This is a genomic window from Saccharibacillus kuerlensis DSM 22868 (assembly GCF_000378145.1).
Classification (GTDB): Bacteria; Bacillota; Bacilli; order Paenibacillales; family Paenibacillaceae; genus Saccharibacillus; species Saccharibacillus kuerlensis.
On the sequence record NZ_KB899292.1, the window covers coordinates 48,365 to 67,754 of the forward strand.

Annotated in this window: 16 protein-coding genes; 5 read left to right on the top strand and 11 right to left on the bottom strand. The window is 53.2% G+C overall.

Annotation, left to right across the window (positions count from 1 at the left end; genetic code table 11):
- Window positions 1–23: 23 nt before the first annotated feature.
- Together F456_RS23715 and F456_RS0115270 are read right to left on the bottom strand one after the other, a co-directional pair.
- Complete coding sequence (locus tag F456_RS23715; protein ID WP_018977919.1) at window positions 24–629, bottom strand: peptide-methionine (S)-S-oxide reductase MsrA; 606 nt, start codon at window positions 627–629, stop codon at window positions 24–26.
- A gap of 59 nt (window positions 630–688) precedes the next feature.
- Window positions 689–3,058: a glycoside hydrolase family 3 protein gene (locus F456_RS0115270; RefSeq protein ID WP_018977920.1), complete on the bottom strand. Its 2,370-nt coding sequence runs from the start codon at window positions 3,056–3,058 to the stop codon at window positions 689–691.
- A 237-nt stretch (window positions 3,059–3,295) separates the two neighbouring features.
- On the opposite strand from F456_RS0115270, the gene F456_RS0115275 reads away from it, so the two are divergent.
- Window positions 3,296–4,171: an aldose 1-epimerase family protein gene (locus F456_RS0115275; RefSeq protein ID WP_018977921.1), complete on the top strand. Its 876-nt coding sequence runs from the start codon at window positions 3,296–3,298 to the stop codon at window positions 4,169–4,171.
- Between the two features lie 364 nt (window positions 4,172–4,535).
- Here F456_RS0115275 and F456_RS0115280 read toward each other — a convergent pair whose 3' ends face one another.
- Window positions 4,536–5,642 carry a threonine aldolase family protein gene (locus F456_RS0115280; protein WP_018977922.1) on the bottom strand — a complete coding sequence of 369 codons (1,107 nt, stop codon included), beginning with the start codon at window positions 5,640–5,642 and terminating at the stop codon, window positions 4,536–4,538.
- Window positions 5,643–5,803: 161 nt separating this feature from the next.
- Here F456_RS0115280 and nudC point away from each other — a divergent pair, with 161 nt between their 5' ends.
- Window positions 5,804–6,670 carry an NAD(+) diphosphatase gene (gene nudC / locus F456_RS0115285; protein ID WP_018977923.1) on the top strand — a complete coding sequence of 289 codons (867 nt, stop codon included), beginning with the start codon at window positions 5,804–5,806 and terminating at the stop codon, window positions 6,668–6,670.
- Window positions 6,671–6,968: 298 nt separating this feature from the next.
- Entirely contained in the window at window positions 6,969–7,937 is a 969-nt protein-coding gene (locus F456_RS0115290) for a cation diffusion facilitator family transporter (RefSeq protein WP_051086751.1), read from the top strand.
- A gap of 846 nt (window positions 7,938–8,783) precedes the next feature.
- On the opposite strand, the gene ribD is transcribed toward F456_RS0115290, so the two are convergent.
- The 3 genes from ribD to F456_RS0115305 form a co-directional block, all read right to left on the bottom strand.
- Window positions 8,784–9,872, bottom strand: coding sequence for a bifunctional diaminohydroxyphosphoribosylaminopyrimidine deaminase/5-amino-6-(5-phosphoribosylamino)uracil reductase RibD (gene ribD, locus F456_RS0115295; RefSeq protein WP_026293911.1), 1,089 nt, complete (start codon window positions 9,870–9,872; stop codon window positions 8,784–8,786).
- A gap of 15 nt (window positions 9,873–9,887) precedes the next feature.
- Window positions 9,888–10,676, bottom strand: coding sequence for a GTP cyclohydrolase II (locus tag F456_RS0115300; RefSeq protein ID WP_018977926.1), 789 nt, complete (start codon window positions 10,674–10,676; stop codon window positions 9,888–9,890).
- Window positions 10,677–10,804: 128 nt separating this feature from the next.
- The gene (locus F456_RS0115305) at window positions 10,805–11,959 is read right to left on the bottom strand and encodes an FAD-dependent monooxygenase (protein WP_018977927.1); all 1,155 of its coding nucleotides are present in this window, start codon (window positions 11,957–11,959) and stop codon (window positions 10,805–10,807) included.
- Window positions 11,960–12,443: 484 nt separating this feature from the next.
- On the opposite strand from F456_RS0115305, the gene F456_RS0115310 reads away from it, so the two are divergent.
- A complete protein-coding gene (locus F456_RS0115310) occupies window positions 12,444–12,779 on the top strand; it encodes a winged helix-turn-helix transcriptional regulator (protein WP_018977928.1) in 336 nt (111 codons plus the stop codon).
- An 81-nt stretch (window positions 12,780–12,860) separates the two neighbouring features.
- Here F456_RS0115310 and F456_RS22765 read toward each other — a convergent pair whose 3' ends face one another.
- Window positions 12,861–13,544, bottom strand: a complete 684-nt coding sequence (locus F456_RS22765) for a thermonuclease family protein (RefSeq protein WP_018977929.1) — start codon at window positions 13,542–13,544, stop codon at window positions 12,861–12,863.
- A 91-nt stretch (window positions 13,545–13,635) separates the two neighbouring features.
- Here F456_RS22765 and F456_RS0115320 point away from each other — a divergent pair, with 91 nt between their 5' ends.
- The gene (locus tag F456_RS0115320; protein ID WP_018977930.1) at window positions 13,636–14,208 is read left to right on the top strand and encodes a 5' nucleotidase, NT5C type; all 573 of its coding nucleotides are present in this window, start codon (window positions 13,636–13,638) and stop codon (window positions 14,206–14,208) included.
- Between the two features lie 169 nt (window positions 14,209–14,377).
- Here the strand turns inward: F456_RS0115320 and F456_RS0115325 are convergent, their stop codons facing one another.
- The 4 genes from F456_RS0115325 to pxpB all read right to left on the bottom strand — a co-directional run bounded on the left by F456_RS0115325 (window position 14,378) and on the right by pxpB (window position 19,336).
- Window positions 14,378–15,199, bottom strand: a complete 822-nt coding sequence (locus F456_RS0115325) for a methyl-accepting chemotaxis protein (protein WP_018977931.1) — start codon at window positions 15,197–15,199, stop codon at window positions 14,378–14,380.
- 161 nt (window positions 15,200–15,360) lie between these two features.
- Window positions 15,361–17,310 (bottom strand): sensor histidine kinase, encoded by a 1,950-nt coding sequence (locus F456_RS0115330; RefSeq protein WP_018977932.1) that lies wholly within the window; start codon window positions 17,308–17,310, stop codon window positions 15,361–15,363.
- Window positions 17,311–17,492: 182 nt separating this feature from the next.
- On the bottom strand, window positions 17,493–18,494 hold the full coding sequence (locus F456_RS0115335; protein ID WP_018977933.1) for a 5-oxoprolinase subunit C family protein: 1,002 nt from the start codon (window positions 18,492–18,494) through the stop codon (window positions 17,493–17,495).
- Complete coding sequence (gene pxpB / locus F456_RS0115340) at window positions 18,491–19,336, bottom strand: 5-oxoprolinase subunit PxpB (protein WP_018977934.1); 846 nt, start codon at window positions 19,334–19,336, stop codon at window positions 18,491–18,493. The genes F456_RS0115335 and pxpB overlap by 4 nt, the downstream gene beginning before the upstream one ends.
- Window positions 19,337–19,390: the final 54 nt, after the last annotated feature.

The window sequence follows — 19,390 nt, forward strand, 5'->3', positions numbered from 1 at the left end:
CTATGCCACGATTGTACCTGAATTTACAGCTTTGCACGATTTCTTTCCCGCTTTTTTTCCTCGTACCGTTGATGCTTCTCTTCCGCCGGATAAAAAGGGCCCACCGGCAGCAGCGCTGTCGCTTCGCTGTTGCGGCCTTTGGCCGCCATCTCACGCCGCACCCGCTCCATCAGCTCCCGCTGCTGCTCATCCCGGTAAAAGAGCAGCGAGCGATAACGCGAATCTTCCGGCTTATAACCTTCGATCGCCTGCGGGTTGTGCATGCTCCAGAACTTTTCGAGCAGCTCTTCCAGCGAAACGACCCCGGGATCGAACTCCACTTCAACCGTTTCGGAATGGCCTTCGAGACGGCGATGGGTGGGAACCCGCGGGATGTCGGCTGTACGCAGGATAAGACTGTCGCTCGGCGAAGAGGGTTGATGATCCGATTCATCAGTAATTCGACTGCCGTCCCGGGCGGGAAATGCTGCGTTCGCCGAACCGGTATCCGGGGCAGGCAGCGGCTGGCTGCCCGAGTAGCCGACCCGCGTTGCGGTCACGCCAGGCAGGCGGGCGAAACGATCTTCGGGACCCCAGAAACACCCCATAGCAAAGGTAAGCTTTTCACGAATCGGTTCCTCTTCTGGCATCGCGGATCACTCCTTTCAAGTTGGGACGCTGATCAGAAGCCAAATGCAGTTCAGCGCGCTTACCGGTACTTCCGGACACGCTCGTCGTCGATCACGCCGCTGAAATTCAATCCGAACGCAAAATCGTATACGTTTCCTTCCGTATCGATATGGCAGTTCATATCACGCGGCATGTCTTCGAGCTGGGACTCGACCGTCGCCATATCTGCCGGCATCTGCATCGGCAGCAGGCCGGAAGGCTCAACTTCGCCGCACAAGATTTCCAGCAGAGCCTGATCCTGCAGACCGAAATTGACCAGGATTGCGTCAGCTTCACGCTCAAATTCTGCAATCACCGCCGGATTGGACAGGGTCATGGAGACGACGACCGGACGATCTCCCATTTGGACACGGGTGTTCAGGACCAGGTCCAGATCGGATTCGTTGCGTGTCGTTACCGACTTGCCCAAATGCGAGCGGTTCAGTACGTCGCTCGGCCGAGGATCTCCGGCAAGACTTGTCGCCCTGCCGCTTTCGGCTGTGTACGGACGATACTGAAGACTGACCGGCACGTAGCCGCTGCCGCCGGCTTCCGCGTCCTCCCGGCTGTAACCCATGCCGGAATCGGGATTTTCGATGCAGACCAACGCGAAATCGGCTTGTGCAGGATTTTGTGTGACATCGAAGAATTTGGACACGACATCCAGATTCAACGGATCGACAGTTTTCTCCGGTGTCGGATTGCCGAACCAGTCTCGCCCTGGCGCAATATAGCGCTGCGGAACATAAACTTTGCTCCGGCGCGGCAGCGGAAGAACAGCTTTGCGGTTCGGCGGAGTATTGAGCAGCGCTTGAGCTTCGCTGCTTGGGTCAGTGTGAAGCCTTTTCTCACTGTTTTTCAACAGCACGACCGATTTCAGCTGCGCTTCGTACCCAGCCTTCATATAATCCGGCTGTCCGACGATCCGCTCGCTGTCCGACGGCTCCAGATACGGATTTTCGAACAGTCCCAACCGGAACAGATTGCGCAGCAGCCGTACCGCCGAACGTTCGAACCGCGCCCGCATCCATGCTTCGCCGTGCTCCTCTACGCCCATTGCATACGCTTCCAGTACCGGCCCGACCTCGTTGTTGCCGCCAAACTGATCGACTCCCGCCATCAGCAGCTTATAATGGCGCTCGGCCACGCTCAAACCTTCCACACCCCAAGGTTTTCCGCTAAGAAACGAATCCTTATCTCCGCTCTCATCGGCCGTAATCAGCCAGTCGGTGCAGACGACGCCGTCATAACCGTACTTTTCACGCAGCAGGTCTGTGATCAGATACCGGCTGTACGAATTGCCGACATTTTCGCCATTTGCCGTATCCTGTTCCCACGACACCGTGTAGTAGGGCATGACCGCCGAAGCCTGCCCTGTTCCGCCTTCAAGTTTGAACGCCCCTTCCGTAAAAGGCTTCAGATGCTCTTCGAAATTCCCACCCGGGTACACCGCATACTTACCGCTGGCGTAATGAGCGTCGCGTCCCCCTTCGCCCGAACCGCCGCCCGGCCAATGCTTGACCATGGCGTTAACGCTTGCTCGTCCCCAGCCGCCTTCGATCTCGTCTTCGCCGGTTGATGTCTGGAACCCGTCGATATAAGCCCGCCCAAGATCCGCAGACAATTGCGGATCTTCGCCGAACGTACCGTTGAAGCGAAACCAGCGCGGATCGGTCGCGATATCCACCTGCGGCGACAGCGCGGTCGTCAGGCCAAGCGCGCGGTATTCTTTTGCGGCGATCTCGCCGAAATGGCGAACGATCGCCGGGTCGAACGTGGCGGCAAGTCCCAAACTTTCCGGCCACATGGAGATTTTGCCGCCTGCACCGGCGTTGAACTCAGAGTCGGAGTCTGATCCGTGGCGCGGGTCGGAACTATTGTTAGCGGGAATACCGAGTCCCGTGGATTCCGCATACGCCTGCACCAGATTGTTCCATCGTGCGGCGACAGCCGGACTTTCGACGTTGGTTACGAGAATATGCCGCAGATGATCGTCTCGAAGAAACGCCAGCTGTTCGTCCGTAAGATCCCACGGCTTTGCGCCGCTGTCTTCATAAGACAGACCTCCATAGGTAGATGCTGTCCAGCTCGTGCTACCTGCCGGAATCGACTGATGACGGCTGTACAGCATCAGTCCGGCGATTTGCTCGGTAGTCATGCGGGAAGCCAGATCTTTTGCCCGCTCTTCTACCGGCAGCCGCCAGTCTTTGTACGGTTCTAGTTCACCGCTTCGGTTCAGGTCTTTGAAAAAAAGTCCGTCCCGCTCAATTATGCCCACGCCGGATATCGACGACAATCCGAGTACGGGACCATCTTCATTCCAGACGTATGTCACTTCCGCTCCGCCGTTTGTGTCTTCGTTCCGCTGCGTATGGATCGGCGCTGCTTCGTATTTTTTGGAATCGTTCATGGAATCGCCTCCGTGTTAGATTTGCCAGGACCGCGTCCGCTCGCCGCAGACCGCCTGGCGTTCGGCTTGGGTTGTTGGCCTGAAACCCAAATCGAACGACGCGCTTTCTTCCATTATAGCCAATCCGCGCTCCCTTCGCCCGCACGTGAAGCCGAAGGCGTTTTTATGCGGAGGCATTTTTTGCTACACTAAGGGCAGTTCAAGATCGACAATCCATCTATACGGAGGGACAAATTCATGAATGCAATTCTGAACAGCGAGTCTGCCACAGTCGAGATTAAGCCTCTCGGCGCGGAGATGATCAGCTTTAAGCGCAAGGATACCGGACACGAATACATTTGGAAAGGCGATCCAGAGTTTTGGACAGGCCGCTCACCGGTGCTGTTCCCAATCGTCGGCTCCGTCTATGATGGCAAGATGCGCGCTGAAGGTGGAACCTATGAATTGAAAAATCATGGCTTTGCGCGGAATCGCGAGTTCCGACTGGTCGAAGCGGATGAAATGCGCGCCGTGTTCCATCTCTCGGCTGACGAAGAAACGCTGGCGATGTACCCGTATCAATTTGCGCTGACGTTGACCTATACGCTGGAAGGCTCCACTCTCCGCATTCAGTACCGGGTAGACAACGACGATGACAAAGCGATCTATTTCCAGCTGGGCACGCATCCGGCGTTCAACTGTCCGATCGGTGAAGGTGCGGAATTCGAAGATTATGTACTGGAATTCGAGCAGGAAGAAACGCTCGAACGCTTTTTCGTAACCGGCGGCAACATCCAGATTCCGGACAAGTCGGAGATCGTGTTGGAAAAAGGGACCGTCCTGCCGCTGCGCCGCGAACAATTCGAAGAAGGTGCCATGATCTTCCGCGACGTGAAGTCCGACCGTGTGACGCTTAAGAGCGACAAGAACGAGCACAGCGTAACGGTATCTTACGAGAACTTCCCGTATATGGGCGTCTGGCAGCCGAAAAATGCTCCATTTATCTGCATCGAACCATGGCACGGTCTGGCGGATGCAGACAAGTTCGACGGCGAGCTGAAAGACAAGGAGTTGGCGGTCAAGCTGGAACCGGGAGAATATTTTGCAGCGGCACTGGTGATTGAAGTGAAGTAAGGTCAGTCAGACATGTTGAAGAATAGAAAAAGTTTAAAAACAAAAAAGCAGTCACCGAAAAGATGCCGTTCACGCTCCGCTTGGGAGCAGAACGGCACTTTTTCGGTGTTTTTTTGAAAAGCTTATTGCCCCAATTCGTAATGATAGAAGCCGAACGCAAGACTTGTCACGATCGAATTCTCTCCAAATCCACGGAAACGCGATTCTTTCTATGAAATCTCCGATTCTCCACATTACCCAGAACAAAGTGAACTCCGCCAAAAAAATCGGAGAAGGAAAAACATTGATCATAGGGACGGTGCATACGAATGCAAGCTGAGCTCATATTTGGCAAATGCAGCATGGGCCAGCATTTTCCCTTGTGTCAAAAAACAATTTTGCACGCTACCTCCAACCGCTCTCCTAACAGCATGATCGCCTTGCGCAGCTTCTCCTTCGGTACTTCCCTATACAGATCTCCGATCGAAATCTCGGTTGTACACGACGTTTCACCGGTTTCTTGCAAATAAGACACCAGCGCGATTCCGGTATCTGCCTGCACGCTTGCGATTGTCGTCTCGGCCGTCTCTTTCGGCACGTCGATATGCAGGTGGAACATGTTCGAGACCGGTACCTCCGGCCGCGTACGGATACAGGAACAGCCGTTGTACAGATCCGCCAGCTCTTTGGCTTCCTCGTAATACTGCGCCATTTTCGGCAGTCGAAGGTCCAGGTAGTACTCCGAGCTGAGAATATACGGATACAGACTGATCAGATCCCCGCCGTGGCGTCTTTTCCAGATCTTTGCCTGCTCTGCCAGATCGGCGTCTCCCACCAGCATCGCACCTGCAATACCTCCCACTCCCTTGTAGAATGAAATGTAGACGCTGTCGAACAGCGCACATACTTCCTCCGCCGTTTTGCCGTAATACGGCAAAATCTCGAACAGCCTTGCGCCGTCCATATGCAGGGCAATTCCTTTTTCCCGGCAGTAGACCGAGATGGCTTCCAGTTCCGCATAGTCCGGCAGCTCACCGCCAATCTCGCGTTGGGGCAGCTCAAGCAGCAGACAAGCCGTGTTTTCCGGCATATTTTTCACGTCTTCCAGCGTTATGAGCCGTTCCTTGTTCGCCAGCAGTACCGGCTCCAGATGGTGCAGCTCGCGCAGGCCGTCCTGTTCGTGGATCTCCAGATGACAGAGAGGATGATAGGCGACCGTTTTGCTGCTGCCGCGATCGCTCCAGATCCGCAGGGCAATCTGCTGGGCCATTGTGCCGCTCGGGAAAAAGACAGCTGTTTCTTTACCCAGCATATCGGCGAGTTTTCGTTCGAATTTGCTGATCGTCTCTCCGCGTCCGTACATATCGCTTGGCGTACTGCCATCCACATTTTGCAGCGCATCCAGCAGTACCTGCACATTACGCGGACCGTTGCCCGACGTGCGGTACTGTGCCTGCGCGAACGTTTCTGCCAAAGATAACGATTGATTCATGCTTCAGAAACCTCCTTTTGCACGGGCTCTATATTTTCTCTGCCCTCTATCGCATACGATCATTGTACTCTGCTTGCTCCTGCCGGGCTATCCTACCATAATGACAGTAAGGACATAAGGACAATGATCTTCTCCAATCCAACCCGAAAGGTTCTGTGAGTATGCAAAAACCGAGAGAAAGCATCTATAAACGCTATGTGCCTACCCTGATCGCCGAGTCCACGGACAGCCCCGCTTATTGGTTCGTTTTTCTCACCGGCACTGCCAATCTGCTGTTAAATAGACAGGATGGATTGGCAGCCATACCTTCCGCCGCAAAAGCGGAACAGCTCGGCTTCGTTCCTGTCCGTTCCCTGTATATCGGCAGTCTGGAAGGATCGCCCTGCTATGCCGTCGAAGCGCCTGAAGGCACGCAGCCGACCGTAGGGACAGACTTCCACTCGCTGCGGACGCTATACGAACGCATGGACGAAGATCTGTTCCATCTTGCCGGTCGAGCGCTGCAAATGCTGAACTGGGACGCGACGCACCGATTCTGCGGGCGCTGCGGCACTGCACTTGCGGACGCCAGGTATGAACACGCTAAAATCTGCCCGAGCTGCGGGTTAAGCCACTATCCGCGCATCTCCCCGGCTGTCATTACCGCCATTCTGAAGGATGGGAAGATTCTGCTGGCGCACTCAGCCCGTTTTCCGAACAAAATGTATGGTCTGATTGCGGGGTTCACTGAAGCCGGCGAAACACTTGAGGACTGCGTACGACGCGAAACCATGGAAGAAGTGGGCATCTCGCTGAAAAACATCCGCTACTTCGGAAGCCAGCAGTGGCCTTTTCCCAATTCACTGATGATCGGGTTCATTGCGGAATACGAGAGCGGCGAGATTACGGTCGACGGTGAAGAGATTGCGGAAGCCTCCTGGTTCGGTCCGGACGAACTGCCAAATATTCCGCCGAAAGTCAGCATTGCACGCAAAATGATCGACTGGTATGCGGAAGAATACGGTACACCGTCACAAGGGACTCCCTGAATATTCGGCTTGCAAAACGCACTTTTTCATCCTCTTTAAGTTCCCTTTTTAAAGCGCCATTAAGGCATCATTGAAAGCGCCGTAAGAGCCTCCCAAAAAAAGAATCGGCGGCTAAGCTGTTCCGCTTCGCCGATTCGGGGTACATATACGCAGGGACCTCGCGTGCGTCAAAGCACGCTTACATAGCGAAAATCGTTCCCATTTTTATTTCCCAAATGTAAAGGAGGAGTCGCTTGTGGCTGATACGATCCCGCCAAAAGTCAATCAAGAAGTCCATCAAAAGGAAACACTCGGTTCAATGATCAAAAAAGGCAATACCTCCTCCGCCGTCGCCATGGCCGGCAATGCTGTGCTCGCAGCCGCCAAAGGAGCAGCCGCCTTTTTCACCGGCAGCGGCGCTATGTTCGCCTCGGCTATGCACTCCCTTGCGGACGCTGTAAATCAGGGATTCGTCTTCGTCGGCAGCGTGCTGTCCGAACGGCGCCCAACCCGCAAGTTCCCGACCGGGTTCGGACGTGTAATCAATATCTTCTGTATGATTGCAGTTATCGTCGTGACTATTATGGCGTACGAGACGATCCACGAAGGGATTCACCTGCTGCGGCATCCCGGTGAAGCCTCCAGCGGCTTCTGGATTAACGTAGGCGTACTGATTTTAAACATTGTGATCGACGGCGCCATTCTATTCAAAGCTTCGAAGGAAATTTTGAAGGAAGCGCGTGCGCCGATGGTATCAGGAACTGCTCTGCTGCCGGCCGCATTCAAAAATGTGGGACGCGCTGCCCCGCCGACACGCCTTGTCTTCTATGAAGATATCGTTGCCGTTATCGGTGCATTTCTCGCTCTGGTGGCGGTCGTGGTCGTCGCCTTCACCGATTTTTCCCTGGTCGACGGTCTGGTAACAACCTTGATCGGTCTGCTGATGATCTTCGTCGCATTCCGGGTCGGCTACGACAACATGATCGGTCTGATCGGTGTATCCGCTCCGCAGGATGTCGAGGATAAAGTGTCTGCGGCCGTACTCGCCGATGCGGACGTCGTCGATATTCGCGAAATGCGCATTATCCAGGAAGGCCGTTACTATCATGTCGATACCGTTGTAGAGCTGCGCGTAGGCTTAACGCTCAGCGAAGCTGACGATATTATGGAACGAATCGAAAATCATCTCGTCACCGTTCCCGACATTGCCGATGCCGCCGTCGCTATTGTAGAAGACGATGGGAAAGTCAGCTGGCATCGGAGAGAAGCGGAGATTCAGCGGAATTAGAGCGTTATAGTTATAACGTGTATGGACTGGGTGTTTGGAGAATTCAGAGCGTTTGGAGAATTCAGAGCGTTTGAAGCACCCAGAGTGCTTAGAGTATCCAGAGCGAGCGTTTGGGACGCCTGGAACGTTAGAGCATCCAGGACGTTTAGAGCATCCAGGACGTTTAGAGCGTTTAGGGAGTCCGGAACGTCTGGAATACTTTGAGCATTCAGACTCTTCAAAGTGTTTTGACTGTTTTGAACCCTTGAACATCAGGACGAAAAAAGAACGAATTATCTTTAAAGTCTAGCAGCAAAAAAGGCAGGTTCTCCGCATTGGAGAACCTGCCTTTTTCGTTAATAATATATTGCACGCTGCAAGAGAAACGGTGTTCTGCTTTAACGAAGACACACGCACACGCACACGCACACGCACACGCACACGCACACGCACACGCACACGCACACGCACCAATGATGATAAAGAGAAAATAAATGCGTATATACACTTATTTCATGTCATTTACAGATTTTTCGAAAAATAAGTGCTCAAATACAACTAATTGCCGCATTTTGACCGCCTATGACCCTTTCTCTGCAAAATAGTTGTATATCTGCACTTATTACGATTCAAAACAGCCAAAATCGAAAAATAATTGCATTCACGCACTTATTTTAGCCAAAAAGTCAAACATCGACTGAGCGCCGTCTATTATCGATGAATCGACCTTGAAATCCACGTTATATACCATTTCTTATAGCGATTAATACGATTTCTTATAGCCATCACTACGATTTTCTATAGCGATTGCTACCTGGCTTCATATGCAGCTTCGTATACGGCCAATGAACAGCTCCATATACAGCTTTATCCCTTACGGAAATAAGCCTCGAATTTCAAATCCGGTCCCAGCTGTTCGACACGAAGGTCGTCCAACTCGAACGCTTCGTCCATATTGCCGACGCCCAGTCCTTCAAGGAATGTTGGCGCATCCTTGCCGCCGACCAGCTTCGGAGCCATGTACAGCAGCAGTTTGTCCGCGAGTCCCTGTTCGACAAACGAAGCGTTCACTTGGCCGCCGCCTTCGACGAGCAGCGAAGAGATTTCGCTTGAGCCGAGCGTATCCAGCACCTGCTCCAGGTTCACCCGTTCGCCATCCGTCTCGATCACGCGTACGCCCGCGGCTTCCAGCCGCTCGCGCTTGGCAGGATCCGCATTCGAGCCCGTGAAAATCCAGGTCGGCGCCTCTCCGTCCGTAATGACTCGGGCGTCTTCCGGAATGCGCAGCGTGCTGTCCAGCACGACACGCAGCGGATTGCGGCCGTTTGGCAGCCGCGTTGTCAGCTGCGAATCGTCATGCAGAATCGTCTGTACGCCGACCAGAATCGCACCGCTCTCGTGGCGCAGCCGATGCACGTCTTCGCGAGCTTCCGCGGACGTAATCCAGCGGCTGCTGGAAGTACGCGTCGCAATCTTGCCGTCCAGTGTTGTTGCGGATTTCACCGTAACGAACGGCCGCTTGCTGACAATGTAACGATTGAACACTTCGTTCAGACGCTCGGATTCTTCACGCAGCACGCCTTCAATTACTTCGATGCCGGCGTCGCGCAGAATCTTGACACCCCTGCCGGCTACAAGCGGATTCGGGTCCGGCGCCGCGATCACAACGCGGGATAACCCGGCGCGTACAACCGCTTCGGCGCAGGGACCGGTTCGACCATGATGGGAGCACGGCTCCAACGTAACATAGATTGTTCCGCCTTTGGCATGATCTCCGGCCATGCGCAGCGCATGAATCTCGGCATGCGGTTCGCCCGGCTTGAGATGCGCTCCAATTCCGACAATCCGGCCTTCGTTCACGATGACCGAGCCGACCATCGGATTTGGTGCCGTCTGGCCTTTTGCGGAGCGGGCATTTTCAAGTGCCAACCGCATGTATGTTTCGTGAATGGACATTTCGCTCATATTGGCTTAAGCTCCTCCTTCGACGGCCGGCAGCGTCGGCACGGACGACAGCGGAACTGGAGAAGCAAAATGACCGGAGCGGTTCACTTTAGTGCTTAGATATTTCTCATTAAATTCGGAAACGTCGCCCCACAGCGGCGTGCGTCCAGACACGTTCATGCCGGAAGCTTTCAGCGCTTCCAACTTGCGCGGATTGTTTGTGATCAGCGTAACCGGCAGCTGCCGCAGGAATTTCAGCACGCCGATCGCGCCGTCGTAATCGCGGGTATCGTCTTCGAAGCCGAGCGCCAGATTCGCTTCGACCGTGTCCATGCCCTGCTCCTGCAGGATGTAAGCCATCGCTTTGCTGAACAGGCCAATGCCCCGTCCTTCATGGTTCGCCAGATAGAAGAGCGCCCCAGAGCCGTTTTCCACGATCATTTTCATGGACTGGTGCAGTTGGTATCCGCAGTCGCATCTCTTGCTGCCGAAAATATCGCCGGTATGGCAAATACTGTGCATCCGGATCAGCGCTTCGTTCGAGTGCTCAAAGTCGCCGTATACAAGCACGCTGGACTGCTGGCCTTCTGCCAAGTTCATTGTCGGCAGACTGCGGATTAACGCTTCGGCCGACATGTCCCGGCCGCCTTCCGGTTCTTTGATCCAGCTGTACCAGCGGAACGTAACCGTTTCTCCATCCAGATTGACCGGAAGAGTAATCGGACCGACGAGTATGTAGCCGTCCTTCGGATTCAATGGGGAAGATACATTATGAATGCGATCTTTCAATATAAAAGCTGCGCTATTATTCAACATGGTGGCACATCCTTATGCTTAATTTAGTTAAGTCCGATATTATGGCCGTGTACGCCTCTGCGTTTATTCGCAGTCCGGATCGTTTTGGATCATCATACGTCAGTTTTCTATTTTCAGGCTGCAACATTTTATCGGCTCGTTCTATTTATTGTATCGTTTGTCTGTATATTATCGTCCTGTAAACTGTTAAAATTTTGGGCATACTTCAGTTCCATATCCAACTGTTCCCGCTGTCTGCGCTCTACGTCGCTCCGCCTACGCTGTTCGAGACGATCGATTGGAAGGCAGATGTCCTGCCGCTTTTCCAGACAGTTCAACAGCTCCTCGTGCAGCACATCCGCATCGCACAGCGCTTCGTTCAGACCAAAAGCGCCTGTCGGCGTCATCGTATGCGCCGCATCGCCGATCAGTACAAGCCCCGGCTGCGCCCATCTCTCCGAGCGGCTGCTGAAAATATCCAACAGCACGAAGTCCTGCCAAGACGTAATATGCTGCCGCACACTCGATTCAAGCTTCGGAAATGCGGCAATCAATGTATCGGTCAGCTCCTCAAACGGCCGCTTGCGCAGTGCTTTGTACGAATCTTCCTCGATATTCCAACCTACTTGTACGTATCCGCGCGCTTGCGTGAACAGATGCAGCTGCTGTCCGTTCTGAATGGTGGAGCACATAATTGGCTCCCAGCCATCCGGAGCCGGAATCCTTGCCCACAACAAGTCATAACCGTGACCTTCCGTATTTACCAGAATACCGGCATGTTTGCGTACTGCCGAATACCGCCCGTCGGCACCTACAACGACCCGGCTGCGAATTTCTTCATCCGTGCCGTCCGCTCCGCGGATCTTGACGCCAATATAACGACCATCCCCATCCTGAAGCAGTCCTCGCACCGTCGTGCCGGATTTATATGTGAAGTTCGGATATTTCTCGGCTTCGGTCAGCAGGGCCTGCAGCAGATCGGCCTGCGGAATATGAATGCCGACGTTTCCGTCTTCCCTATCCGGCAGGATCGTCTTGACGACCCGCTGATTCTCCCAATATTCGAGTCGGATCAGCGGAAGGACCGCCTCCCGATCAACCAAGTTCAGCAGTTCATGCTTCCGCAGTACATGCTCTCCGTCTCCGTTCAGAATCTCTCCTCGGAACGACGGTCCGGGTACCGGCTGCTTCTCGATCAGTACGACGTCCGCACCTTGGCGGGCGAGCAGACAGGCCAGCAGGGTACCGGCCGGACCGCCGCCCGCGATACAAATATCCGTATGTCGCTCCGTATGTGGATCCATCTGTTTGTCCTCCGATTTTGGGTGGGTGAGGCGGTTTGAATGCGGGCTCTAGTTGCATGGGCAAACCTTTTGGGCGGTTCGAACGAACTCTTCATTCGTATAAGCAAACCTTGAAGCTTCGAACGAACGCTTCGCTTTCGTAATCGAATCTTTTTGACGTTTCGAATGCGCGCTTCGCTCACATAGTCGAACCTTTGACGTTTCGAACAAGCGCTTCGCTCTTGTAGTCGAAACGTCTAACTCACAAAATTACTTTATGTAACCGAGTATATTTAATATGCATTCTTTAGTCAAGTTTTATTAATTACAAATAGTAATCTTGTTTAATTAAATCACTGATAGTATACTGAAGAAGATTATTATACACGATAGCTTCTTTTTACGCCTGAATAAACGGGCTTATTTGATACAGAAGAGTACGGTAAGAGCTGCAAGCAAGATCATCGACAATCTTCAAAAAAACACAAAACGGAGAGTGATTCCTTTGGCCGCAGAGCTTAACCAACTGTGCCCCAGATTTGAAAAAGCGATCGAACTGCTCAGCAAACGCTGGACGACCTTGATCGTCTACCGGCTGCTCGATGGGCCTCGGCGCTTTATGGATATCGAAGGTTCGCTATCCAACCTAAGCGGCAAAGTGTTATCGGAGCGGCTCAAAGAATTGGAAGAAGCGGGCATCGTACTGCGAACCGTTTATCCGGAGAAACCTGTTCGAATCGAATATTCGCTTACGGATATGGGACGTGGCCTCGCTCCCTTAATGGACGATATTCAAGGTTGGGCGACACGTTGGATCAAGATTGAGCAGGAACAGTCGTAAATGTAAAAAACAAAAAACCACCGAAGGCATTCAGCCTTTACACGGTGGTTTTTTTCTTGGACGGTTTGAGCTAATTCCGAATCAATTGACTTCTGCCGCTGCCGCTTCCGGATGAAACCCACGATTATCTGCATATCCGTCGATACTCCATACGCCGAGCTTTTGTCGCTTAGCTTCGGCCTGGATTTCGCGGAACTGTTCGACGTACTTGTCGTTCGGCTTGTACACAACGACGCGGGCCAGCCCCTGTTCCAACATCTTCTCGTTAACCATTTCGCCGTCCAGGTAGACGTAAGCCAACATCCGATCGTATTGATCGCGCTGCTCCTTGTCGAATTCGAGTTCCACATTCCGACCGTTCAGCAGCCTCTTCGCATAGTCGCTCGCTTCCGTGCCGAATGGCTGTACCGGTGTGCCTTCCTTTTTCGTTTCCGGCGTATCGATCAGCAGCATACGTATGCGTTCGCGACTGCCGTCTTCCATATTCGCGATAAAAGTATCTCCATCGACAACACGCTCTACCTCGGCAGAAAGGCGTCCTTCGACTGAAGTCGAAACGTTTCCGGTTTGCTCTGCCCCGTTTTGTGACGTTCCGTTCTGTGATGTTTCGTCCTGATTCAGTAGATTTCCAAGCAGGCTGCGGCCCATATCGGTGAAGAGCAGCAGTCCCAGCACAACGACAGTCGCGACGATCGAAATCAAGCTGCGTTTGGGCCGACCTCCCGTTTGTCCGTTTCGATTCTCTTGATTCCCTGGCGATTTCATATTCATTCCTCCGGTTCATGTTGTGCTACAATGCAGATATCTGTATTTTCGCGGAAATCTATAGGTTTATTCAAGTCGGGAGAGAGAAATCATGAGTAAAAAAATTGTAGCCATCGACATGGACGATACCATTTGTCATCTGGTGCCGAAGGCCATTCATTACCATAATGCCGCTTATCCGGACCTGCCTCTGACGATCGATCAAGTCATCAGCTTCGACCTCAGCGGAATCTGGCACCCGGAGTGTACCGAAGAAATTTTCTTTGGTCGGCCGAAGCTGTATGAAGAACTGGAAGTATTCGACGAACATACCATCGAAGAAGTCCGCCGGATCAGCGAGGAACATGACGTTATCATTGTGACAGCGGCGCGCCCTTCAGCCGTGCAGGAGAAATGGAACTGGCTGCAGCGGCATATGCCGTTTATCCCGTTCGAGAACTTTTTCGTCGCCAAGCGCAAATATCTACTCGAATTCGATCTGCTGATCGACGATGGGCCGCATAATCTACTTGCAGCACGAGAAGCCGGCAAACGCACCATCGGCATTCCGAGACCTTGGAACAGTACGCTGCAGAACGAGTTCCTGATGAAGGACTCGTGGAACGGCATGGGCGAGCTGGTGAACAACGTGCTGTCGGGTCCCGGTTTTCCTGCAAAAGGGTAATGCCCATAAGCCCGGGCTGTCCGAACATACAAAACTCCCGAAACGAAGGATGCCCGAGCGTCCTCGTTCCGGGAGTTTTTTGGTCAAACGTAATGGATAAATAGCTGCCGCAGCCACTTAAAATACAAGAAGCTTATTCCTTTATCGGTGCAGATAGCTTGAATTTTGCTTACAGCTGCTTCGCAAACTCATTCAGCCTGGCTGCCATCTCGCGGATCTCTTCGATCATGTCCGACAGCTGCTCCGTCGATTTTGCCTGATTCTGGCCAGTGTCAGCAATCCGGTCGATTGAGCCGCTCATCTGCGCCGTCAGCTTCTTGAACGTGCCGAGCGTATCGCGGATGCTATTGTTTGAAGTGACGGTCTGACCGGACAGCTTGCGAATCTCCGAAGCTACGATGCCGAATCCTGCGCCTCTCTCTCCAGCATGCGCCGCTTCGATCGCCGCATTAATACCGAGCAGATGTGTCTGATCCGCCACCTCCTTAATTAACTGCACAACTCCGTCTGCTTCATAGGCATTTTTCTCTGCCTGTTTGGACAAATCAAGCAGTTCGCCTGAACCTTCCGCAAGCGCACCCGAACCTTCTGCAAGATGTGCGATCTTCTCATTGGCACTGGACAGCGATCCGGCGATCCGGTCGGCAATCTCAATCAGTTCGCTGTGTCGACGCACCTGAACAGCGATTCCGCCGATTACGCGCCCACTGAGATCTTTGACCGGGGCTGCCGTGCCTGTAAAGGCGACTCCGTAATATTCCGCAGGTACTTCCGCGCGCAGTGCCTGGTCATTTCGAATAGCCTGCATCAACGGTTCACCTTCCTGCAGCCGCTGCCCCGGCTTAATGTTCAGATCGATATGGGCGCTCGGCCAGTAAGCTGTGAATTGTTCCATATCGCACAGTGCAATCGATATTTCTGTCGGAATCGCCGATTTGAGCAGAGGAATAACGGCGGCCAATGCATCCAGCGATTCAATTCCTTTTGCCACAGTTCCACCCTCTTCTACAATTTTTTTTATACGTCATACCTATTATAAATGGAATAACGAATATCTTTTAACAAAAATAATATAAATAAACACAAAAAAAGTCCGCTCCAATTGGAAACGGACTTTTGAAAATCGATCTATACAGCTGCCTTCGACCAAAGCTAATGCAGCTGTATACCTTGCTCGCTCTGCTCTTTGTTCACTACTTCTCGATATACCGGCAGTGGGATCGTAAAGCTAAAGACGGAACCGGCGCCTTCTTCGGATTCAACGTCGATTCTGCCGCCCATCAGCTCGACCAGATTTTTGCAGATGGCGAGACCGAGACCCGTGCCGTTCTGCATCCGATTCGCGGCCGAAGCGGTCTGATAAAATGGCTGGAACAGCTTCTCCTGCTCCTTCGGCCCAATACCGATTCCGCTGTCCTGCACGGTAAAGCGCACCAAGATGACTCCTCCCGGTCTGGGCAGTCTCTGCCCCAAAGTAGAACCGGTACGGAGTTCTTCCGCCGTCACGTTCAATTCGATCCTGCCCTCGGACGTAAATTTGAGCGCATTGCTGAGCAAATTCATCAACACCTGACGGATACGCTGCTCATCGCCAAGCAAAATTTCCGGAATGCCTTTTCCGACTTCGCAGCTGAACGATAATCCTTTTTGCTGCGCCTGCACGGCATACAGTGCCGCGACGTCGCCGACCAGCATGGGAAGCGCAAACGGTTCAGTCCCCGTCTTCATCTTGCCCGCTTCAAGCTTCGAAAAATCAAGTACATCGTTGATGACGTACAGAAGCGCCAGACCGCTCCGGTGAATCAATTGGACATATTCTTTTTGTTCCTTGTCGAGCGGCGTATCGAGCAGAATGTCACTGATCCCCAGCACGCCGTTAAGCGGAGTACGCAGTTCATGACTCATAATGGCCAAGAACTCCCCTTTCACTCGCAGCGCTTCCTCTGCCTCGGCCTTTGCTTGCTGCAGCTCCCGTTCCGCTCTTTTACGATCTGTAATGTCTCTTGAAATGGTATAGATGTCGCGCACTTTTCTTCCTTCCATCAAGGGCACCATCGTCATACTGAGCATAATTTCATTTCCGCTCTTGCTCCGAATTCGGAGTTCGGTAGGAGTTGATTGCCCCTTTAAAGCTGCTTCGTAGCAAAGTGATATATTCTCCCAATCCTCTTCGAACAGCAGCTTCCGGAACCCTTCTCCGCGAAGCTCGTCGAACGTATAGCCGGTAATTCGCTCGGCTGAAGGATTAATACGTACCAAAAGCCCATTCTCGTATAAACAGACTGCATCAGGATTGTATTCAAAGATAGAGTCGTAGCGGCGTTGATTCGAATCCGCCATCCGAAGTGCAACTTTGCGGTCGATAGACTGACTAATCATCACAAGCAGCAGAATTAGTAAGCTGGCCGCTCCAATTAAGATTCCGAGCAGCATTTCATCCGCATAATTCCCTTTTTCCATCATCGCAGAATGCGTCACTCCGCCTGCTATAGTATGAAAGCTAACCGCGCTCATAGCCGTATAATGCATGCCGGCTACCGCTCCCCCAAGCAGCAGGGCAACAGGAACTTTGGAGGAAGCTTTCAAATAAGCATGATGGTTCCGTCGATGAATGGTAGACAACTTGAGTGCAACAAACGAGACACCCAATGCAATGGCTATAGACAGCGCTACAAAGAACGGATCATAACTCATATATAAGGGCACACTCATGGCTGCCATTCCGCTGTAATGCATCGCCAGCATCGCACTGCCCATCAGCAGCGACCCGGCCATCAAGCTGCTGGTCTTCGATACTTCTTCAGCAATCATACGAAACGCTGCCCATACGGCAATAACAGGCAAAATAACGGATAAAATAAGCCATCCCGGCGTATATGCAATATCGACCGGCAGATGATAGGCCAGCATTCCTATAAAATGCATGGACCAAATACCGAGACCCATAGTAATGGAACCGAGTACCATCCAAAGTTTTCGCGCCGATCCGGTCAAAACCAATACTCGCTCGTATACGTACAGAGCACAGTAAGAAGCGAAGAAAGAAATGAAAACCGAAAGAAGAACAAAATAAGGCTGATAAGTTCCATAGAGTTCTGTCATGCTGTCTGTCCTTTCTGACGCCAATTACTTCGTCCGCCGACAGATTTTATTTGTTGAAATTTAATTTCTTACTTTATTCTACCATGCAATAATGGAGCGAATATAGCCAAAACCTCCTTATTTTTTTGAAAAAAATAACAAATAGGACGTCCCATATTTGGAACGCCCGTTCAAACTTCTATTCATAACGGAGATATCTTCATGAACTGCTTCATCATCCGGATTTGATCTTCTCTCTTTCGGTAGAGCCGCTCGGCTTCCTCCACTGTGATTTCCAGAAAAGAAATACGCTGTCCCGGACGCAGCTGTGCGGCGATCGGCAGATCGACCGCTGCAACCTGGGCAATACGCGGGTATCCGCCCGCCGTCTGCCGGTCTGCAAGCAGCAGGATCGGATTGCCGTCCGGCGGTACCTGTACCGTACCCGGTGCTACCGCTTCGGAGAGCATATCGACCGGCCGCTCCAGCACAAGCGAAGATCCCGCCAGACGGCAGCCCATTCGATCGCACTGCGGTGTCGCCTCGAACGGGCGTCTAAAGCCGAATTCCCGGCTTCCCGTCGTAAATTTCTCGAATTCGGGGCCGCGCATCGCCCTTACGGTCAGAGAAGTTCGACCCGGCGGAATATAGCGATTGTCCGCATGCCAAGACACCGACGCAAACGGCTTTCCGCTGGAGGAAGAGAGCTCTCCGGCCAGCTGCTTTCCCGCTTCGCTCGGCTCACCCAGCGGAAGGACATCCCCTGTACGCAGTTCCCGGCCTTCGAATCCGCCGATCCCTGCACGCAGGTAGGTACCGCGGCCACCCATAATTGTCGGCACATCGAAGCCTCCGGCTGCAGCCAGGTAGGCACGGCAGCCGCTTTTTGCAGCGCCGAAGCGCAGCTCGGCTCCTTCCGGTACAAGCACGGGACGCCACATTGGCAGAGGCACGCCGTCTACGCTCGGCGACAGGTCGCCGCCGGTTACGGCGATCAAAGCTTCGCACTCGAACTGAAGCACCGGACCACTCAGCGTAATCTCCAGCCCTGCAGCCCCTTCATCGCTACCTACGAGCAGATTCGCAACTCTCAATGCATACGAATCTGCTGCTCCGCCAGCGATCACGCCGTATTTCTGATATCCTGTACGGCCCAAATCCTGTACTGTCGTCTGCATGCCCGGCATCAATACGGTAATGCTCATAGCCGCTCCTCCCCGTGCGAAATCTCTGCCTGCGAAGCCTCTGCACCCGAAGCTCCTTCGCTTACGGCATACTCTCCGCTTTGTTCAAGGCGGCGGAACTCATCTCGACTGATCGGCCGGAAAACAATAATGTCTCCCGCACGCAGCAGGCTCGGCGGATCTTCTGTCGGCCGAAACAGCGGAAGCGGCGTACGGCCGATCAACTGCCAGCCGCCGGGCGTCGAGAGCGGATAGATGCCCGTCTGCTTCCCCGCAATACCGACCGATCCGGCCGGAATCGCCGAACGCGGCGTCTCTCGGCGCGGAGCGGCGATCGATTCCGCCATGCCTCCCAGATACGGGAAACCCGGCGCAAAGCCGAGCATATAGACTAGATACTCACCGCTGGCGTGAACCTTCACAACTTCTTCCGGGGTCATTCCCGCATGCCGGGCGACCTCTTCAAGATCGGGACCGTATTCGCCACCGTAACAGATCGGGATTTCTACGACTGCCGGTTCGGATACAGCCAATATATCCAAAGCTGCAGCCCGCTTCTCCAACAAAGACACTATGGTCCGATAAACCGGATCTTCTGCGGAAAAGTCCCTACCAAAGTCTCCCTGCTTCCTGGCCGTCCATACGGTGTACGGATCGTAGAAGACCGTTACGGCCGCGTAAGAAGGTACGCACTCAAGCATCCCGGGAAAAGGGCGGCGTTCCAGTTCCTCGTGCAGCGCCCTCACCTGGCGATGAATATCCGGCCGGATCTCGGCGTCCCAGAACACGCGCACGGCACACTCTCCGTAAGGAGCGACACAAGGAATATGATTCAATGAAGTCACAGCTTCCGAATGGCTCATGGCACGACTTCCTTTCTTTGCTCAAGCACCTGCATCCGGCTCAGGCGCCTAGTT

Coding starts and splice junctions, on each gene's coding strand:
- F456_RS23715 (WP_018977919.1), bottom strand. CDS start 629: ATGCCAGAAGAGGAACCGATTCGTGAAAAGCTTACCTTTGCTATGGGG.
- F456_RS0115270 (WP_018977920.1), bottom strand. CDS start 3,058: ATGAACGATTCCAAAAAATACGAAGCAGCGCCGATCCATACGCAGCGG.
- F456_RS0115275 (WP_018977921.1), top strand. CDS start 3,296: ATGAATGCAATTCTGAACAGCGAGTCTGCCACAGTCGAGATTAAGCCT.
- F456_RS0115280 (WP_018977922.1), bottom strand. CDS start 5,642: ATGAATCAATCGTTATCTTTGGCAGAAACGTTCGCGCAGGCACAGTAC.
- nudC (WP_018977923.1), top strand. CDS start 5,804: ATGCAAAAACCGAGAGAAAGCATCTATAAACGCTATGTGCCTACCCTG.
- F456_RS0115290 (WP_051086751.1), top strand. CDS start 6,969: ATGATCAAAAAAGGCAATACCTCCTCCGCCGTCGCCATGGCCGGCAAT.
- ribD (WP_026293911.1), bottom strand. CDS start 9,872: ATGTCCATTCACGAAACATACATGCGGTTGGCACTTGAAAATGCCCGC.
- F456_RS0115300 (WP_018977926.1), bottom strand. CDS start 10,676: ATGTTGAATAATAGCGCAGCTTTTATATTGAAAGATCGCATTCATAAT.
- F456_RS0115305 (WP_018977927.1), bottom strand. CDS start 11,959: ATGGATCCACATACGGAGCGACATACGGATATTTGTATCGCGGGCGGC.
- F456_RS22765 (WP_018977929.1), bottom strand. CDS start 13,544: ATGAAATCGCCAGGGAATCAAGAGAATCGAAACGGACAAACGGGAGGT.
- F456_RS0115320 (WP_018977930.1), top strand. CDS start 13,636: ATGAGTAAAAAAATTGTAGCCATCGACATGGACGATACCATTTGTCAT.
- F456_RS0115330 (WP_018977932.1), bottom strand. CDS start 17,310: ATGACAGAACTCTATGGAACTTATCAGCCTTATTTTGTTCTTCTTTCG.
- F456_RS0115335 (WP_018977933.1), bottom strand. CDS start 18,494: ATGAGCATTACCGTATTGATGCCGGGCATGCAGACGACAGTACAGGAT.
- pxpB (WP_018977934.1), bottom strand. CDS start 19,336: ATGAGCCATTCGGAAGCTGTGACTTCATTGAATCATATTCCTTGTGTC.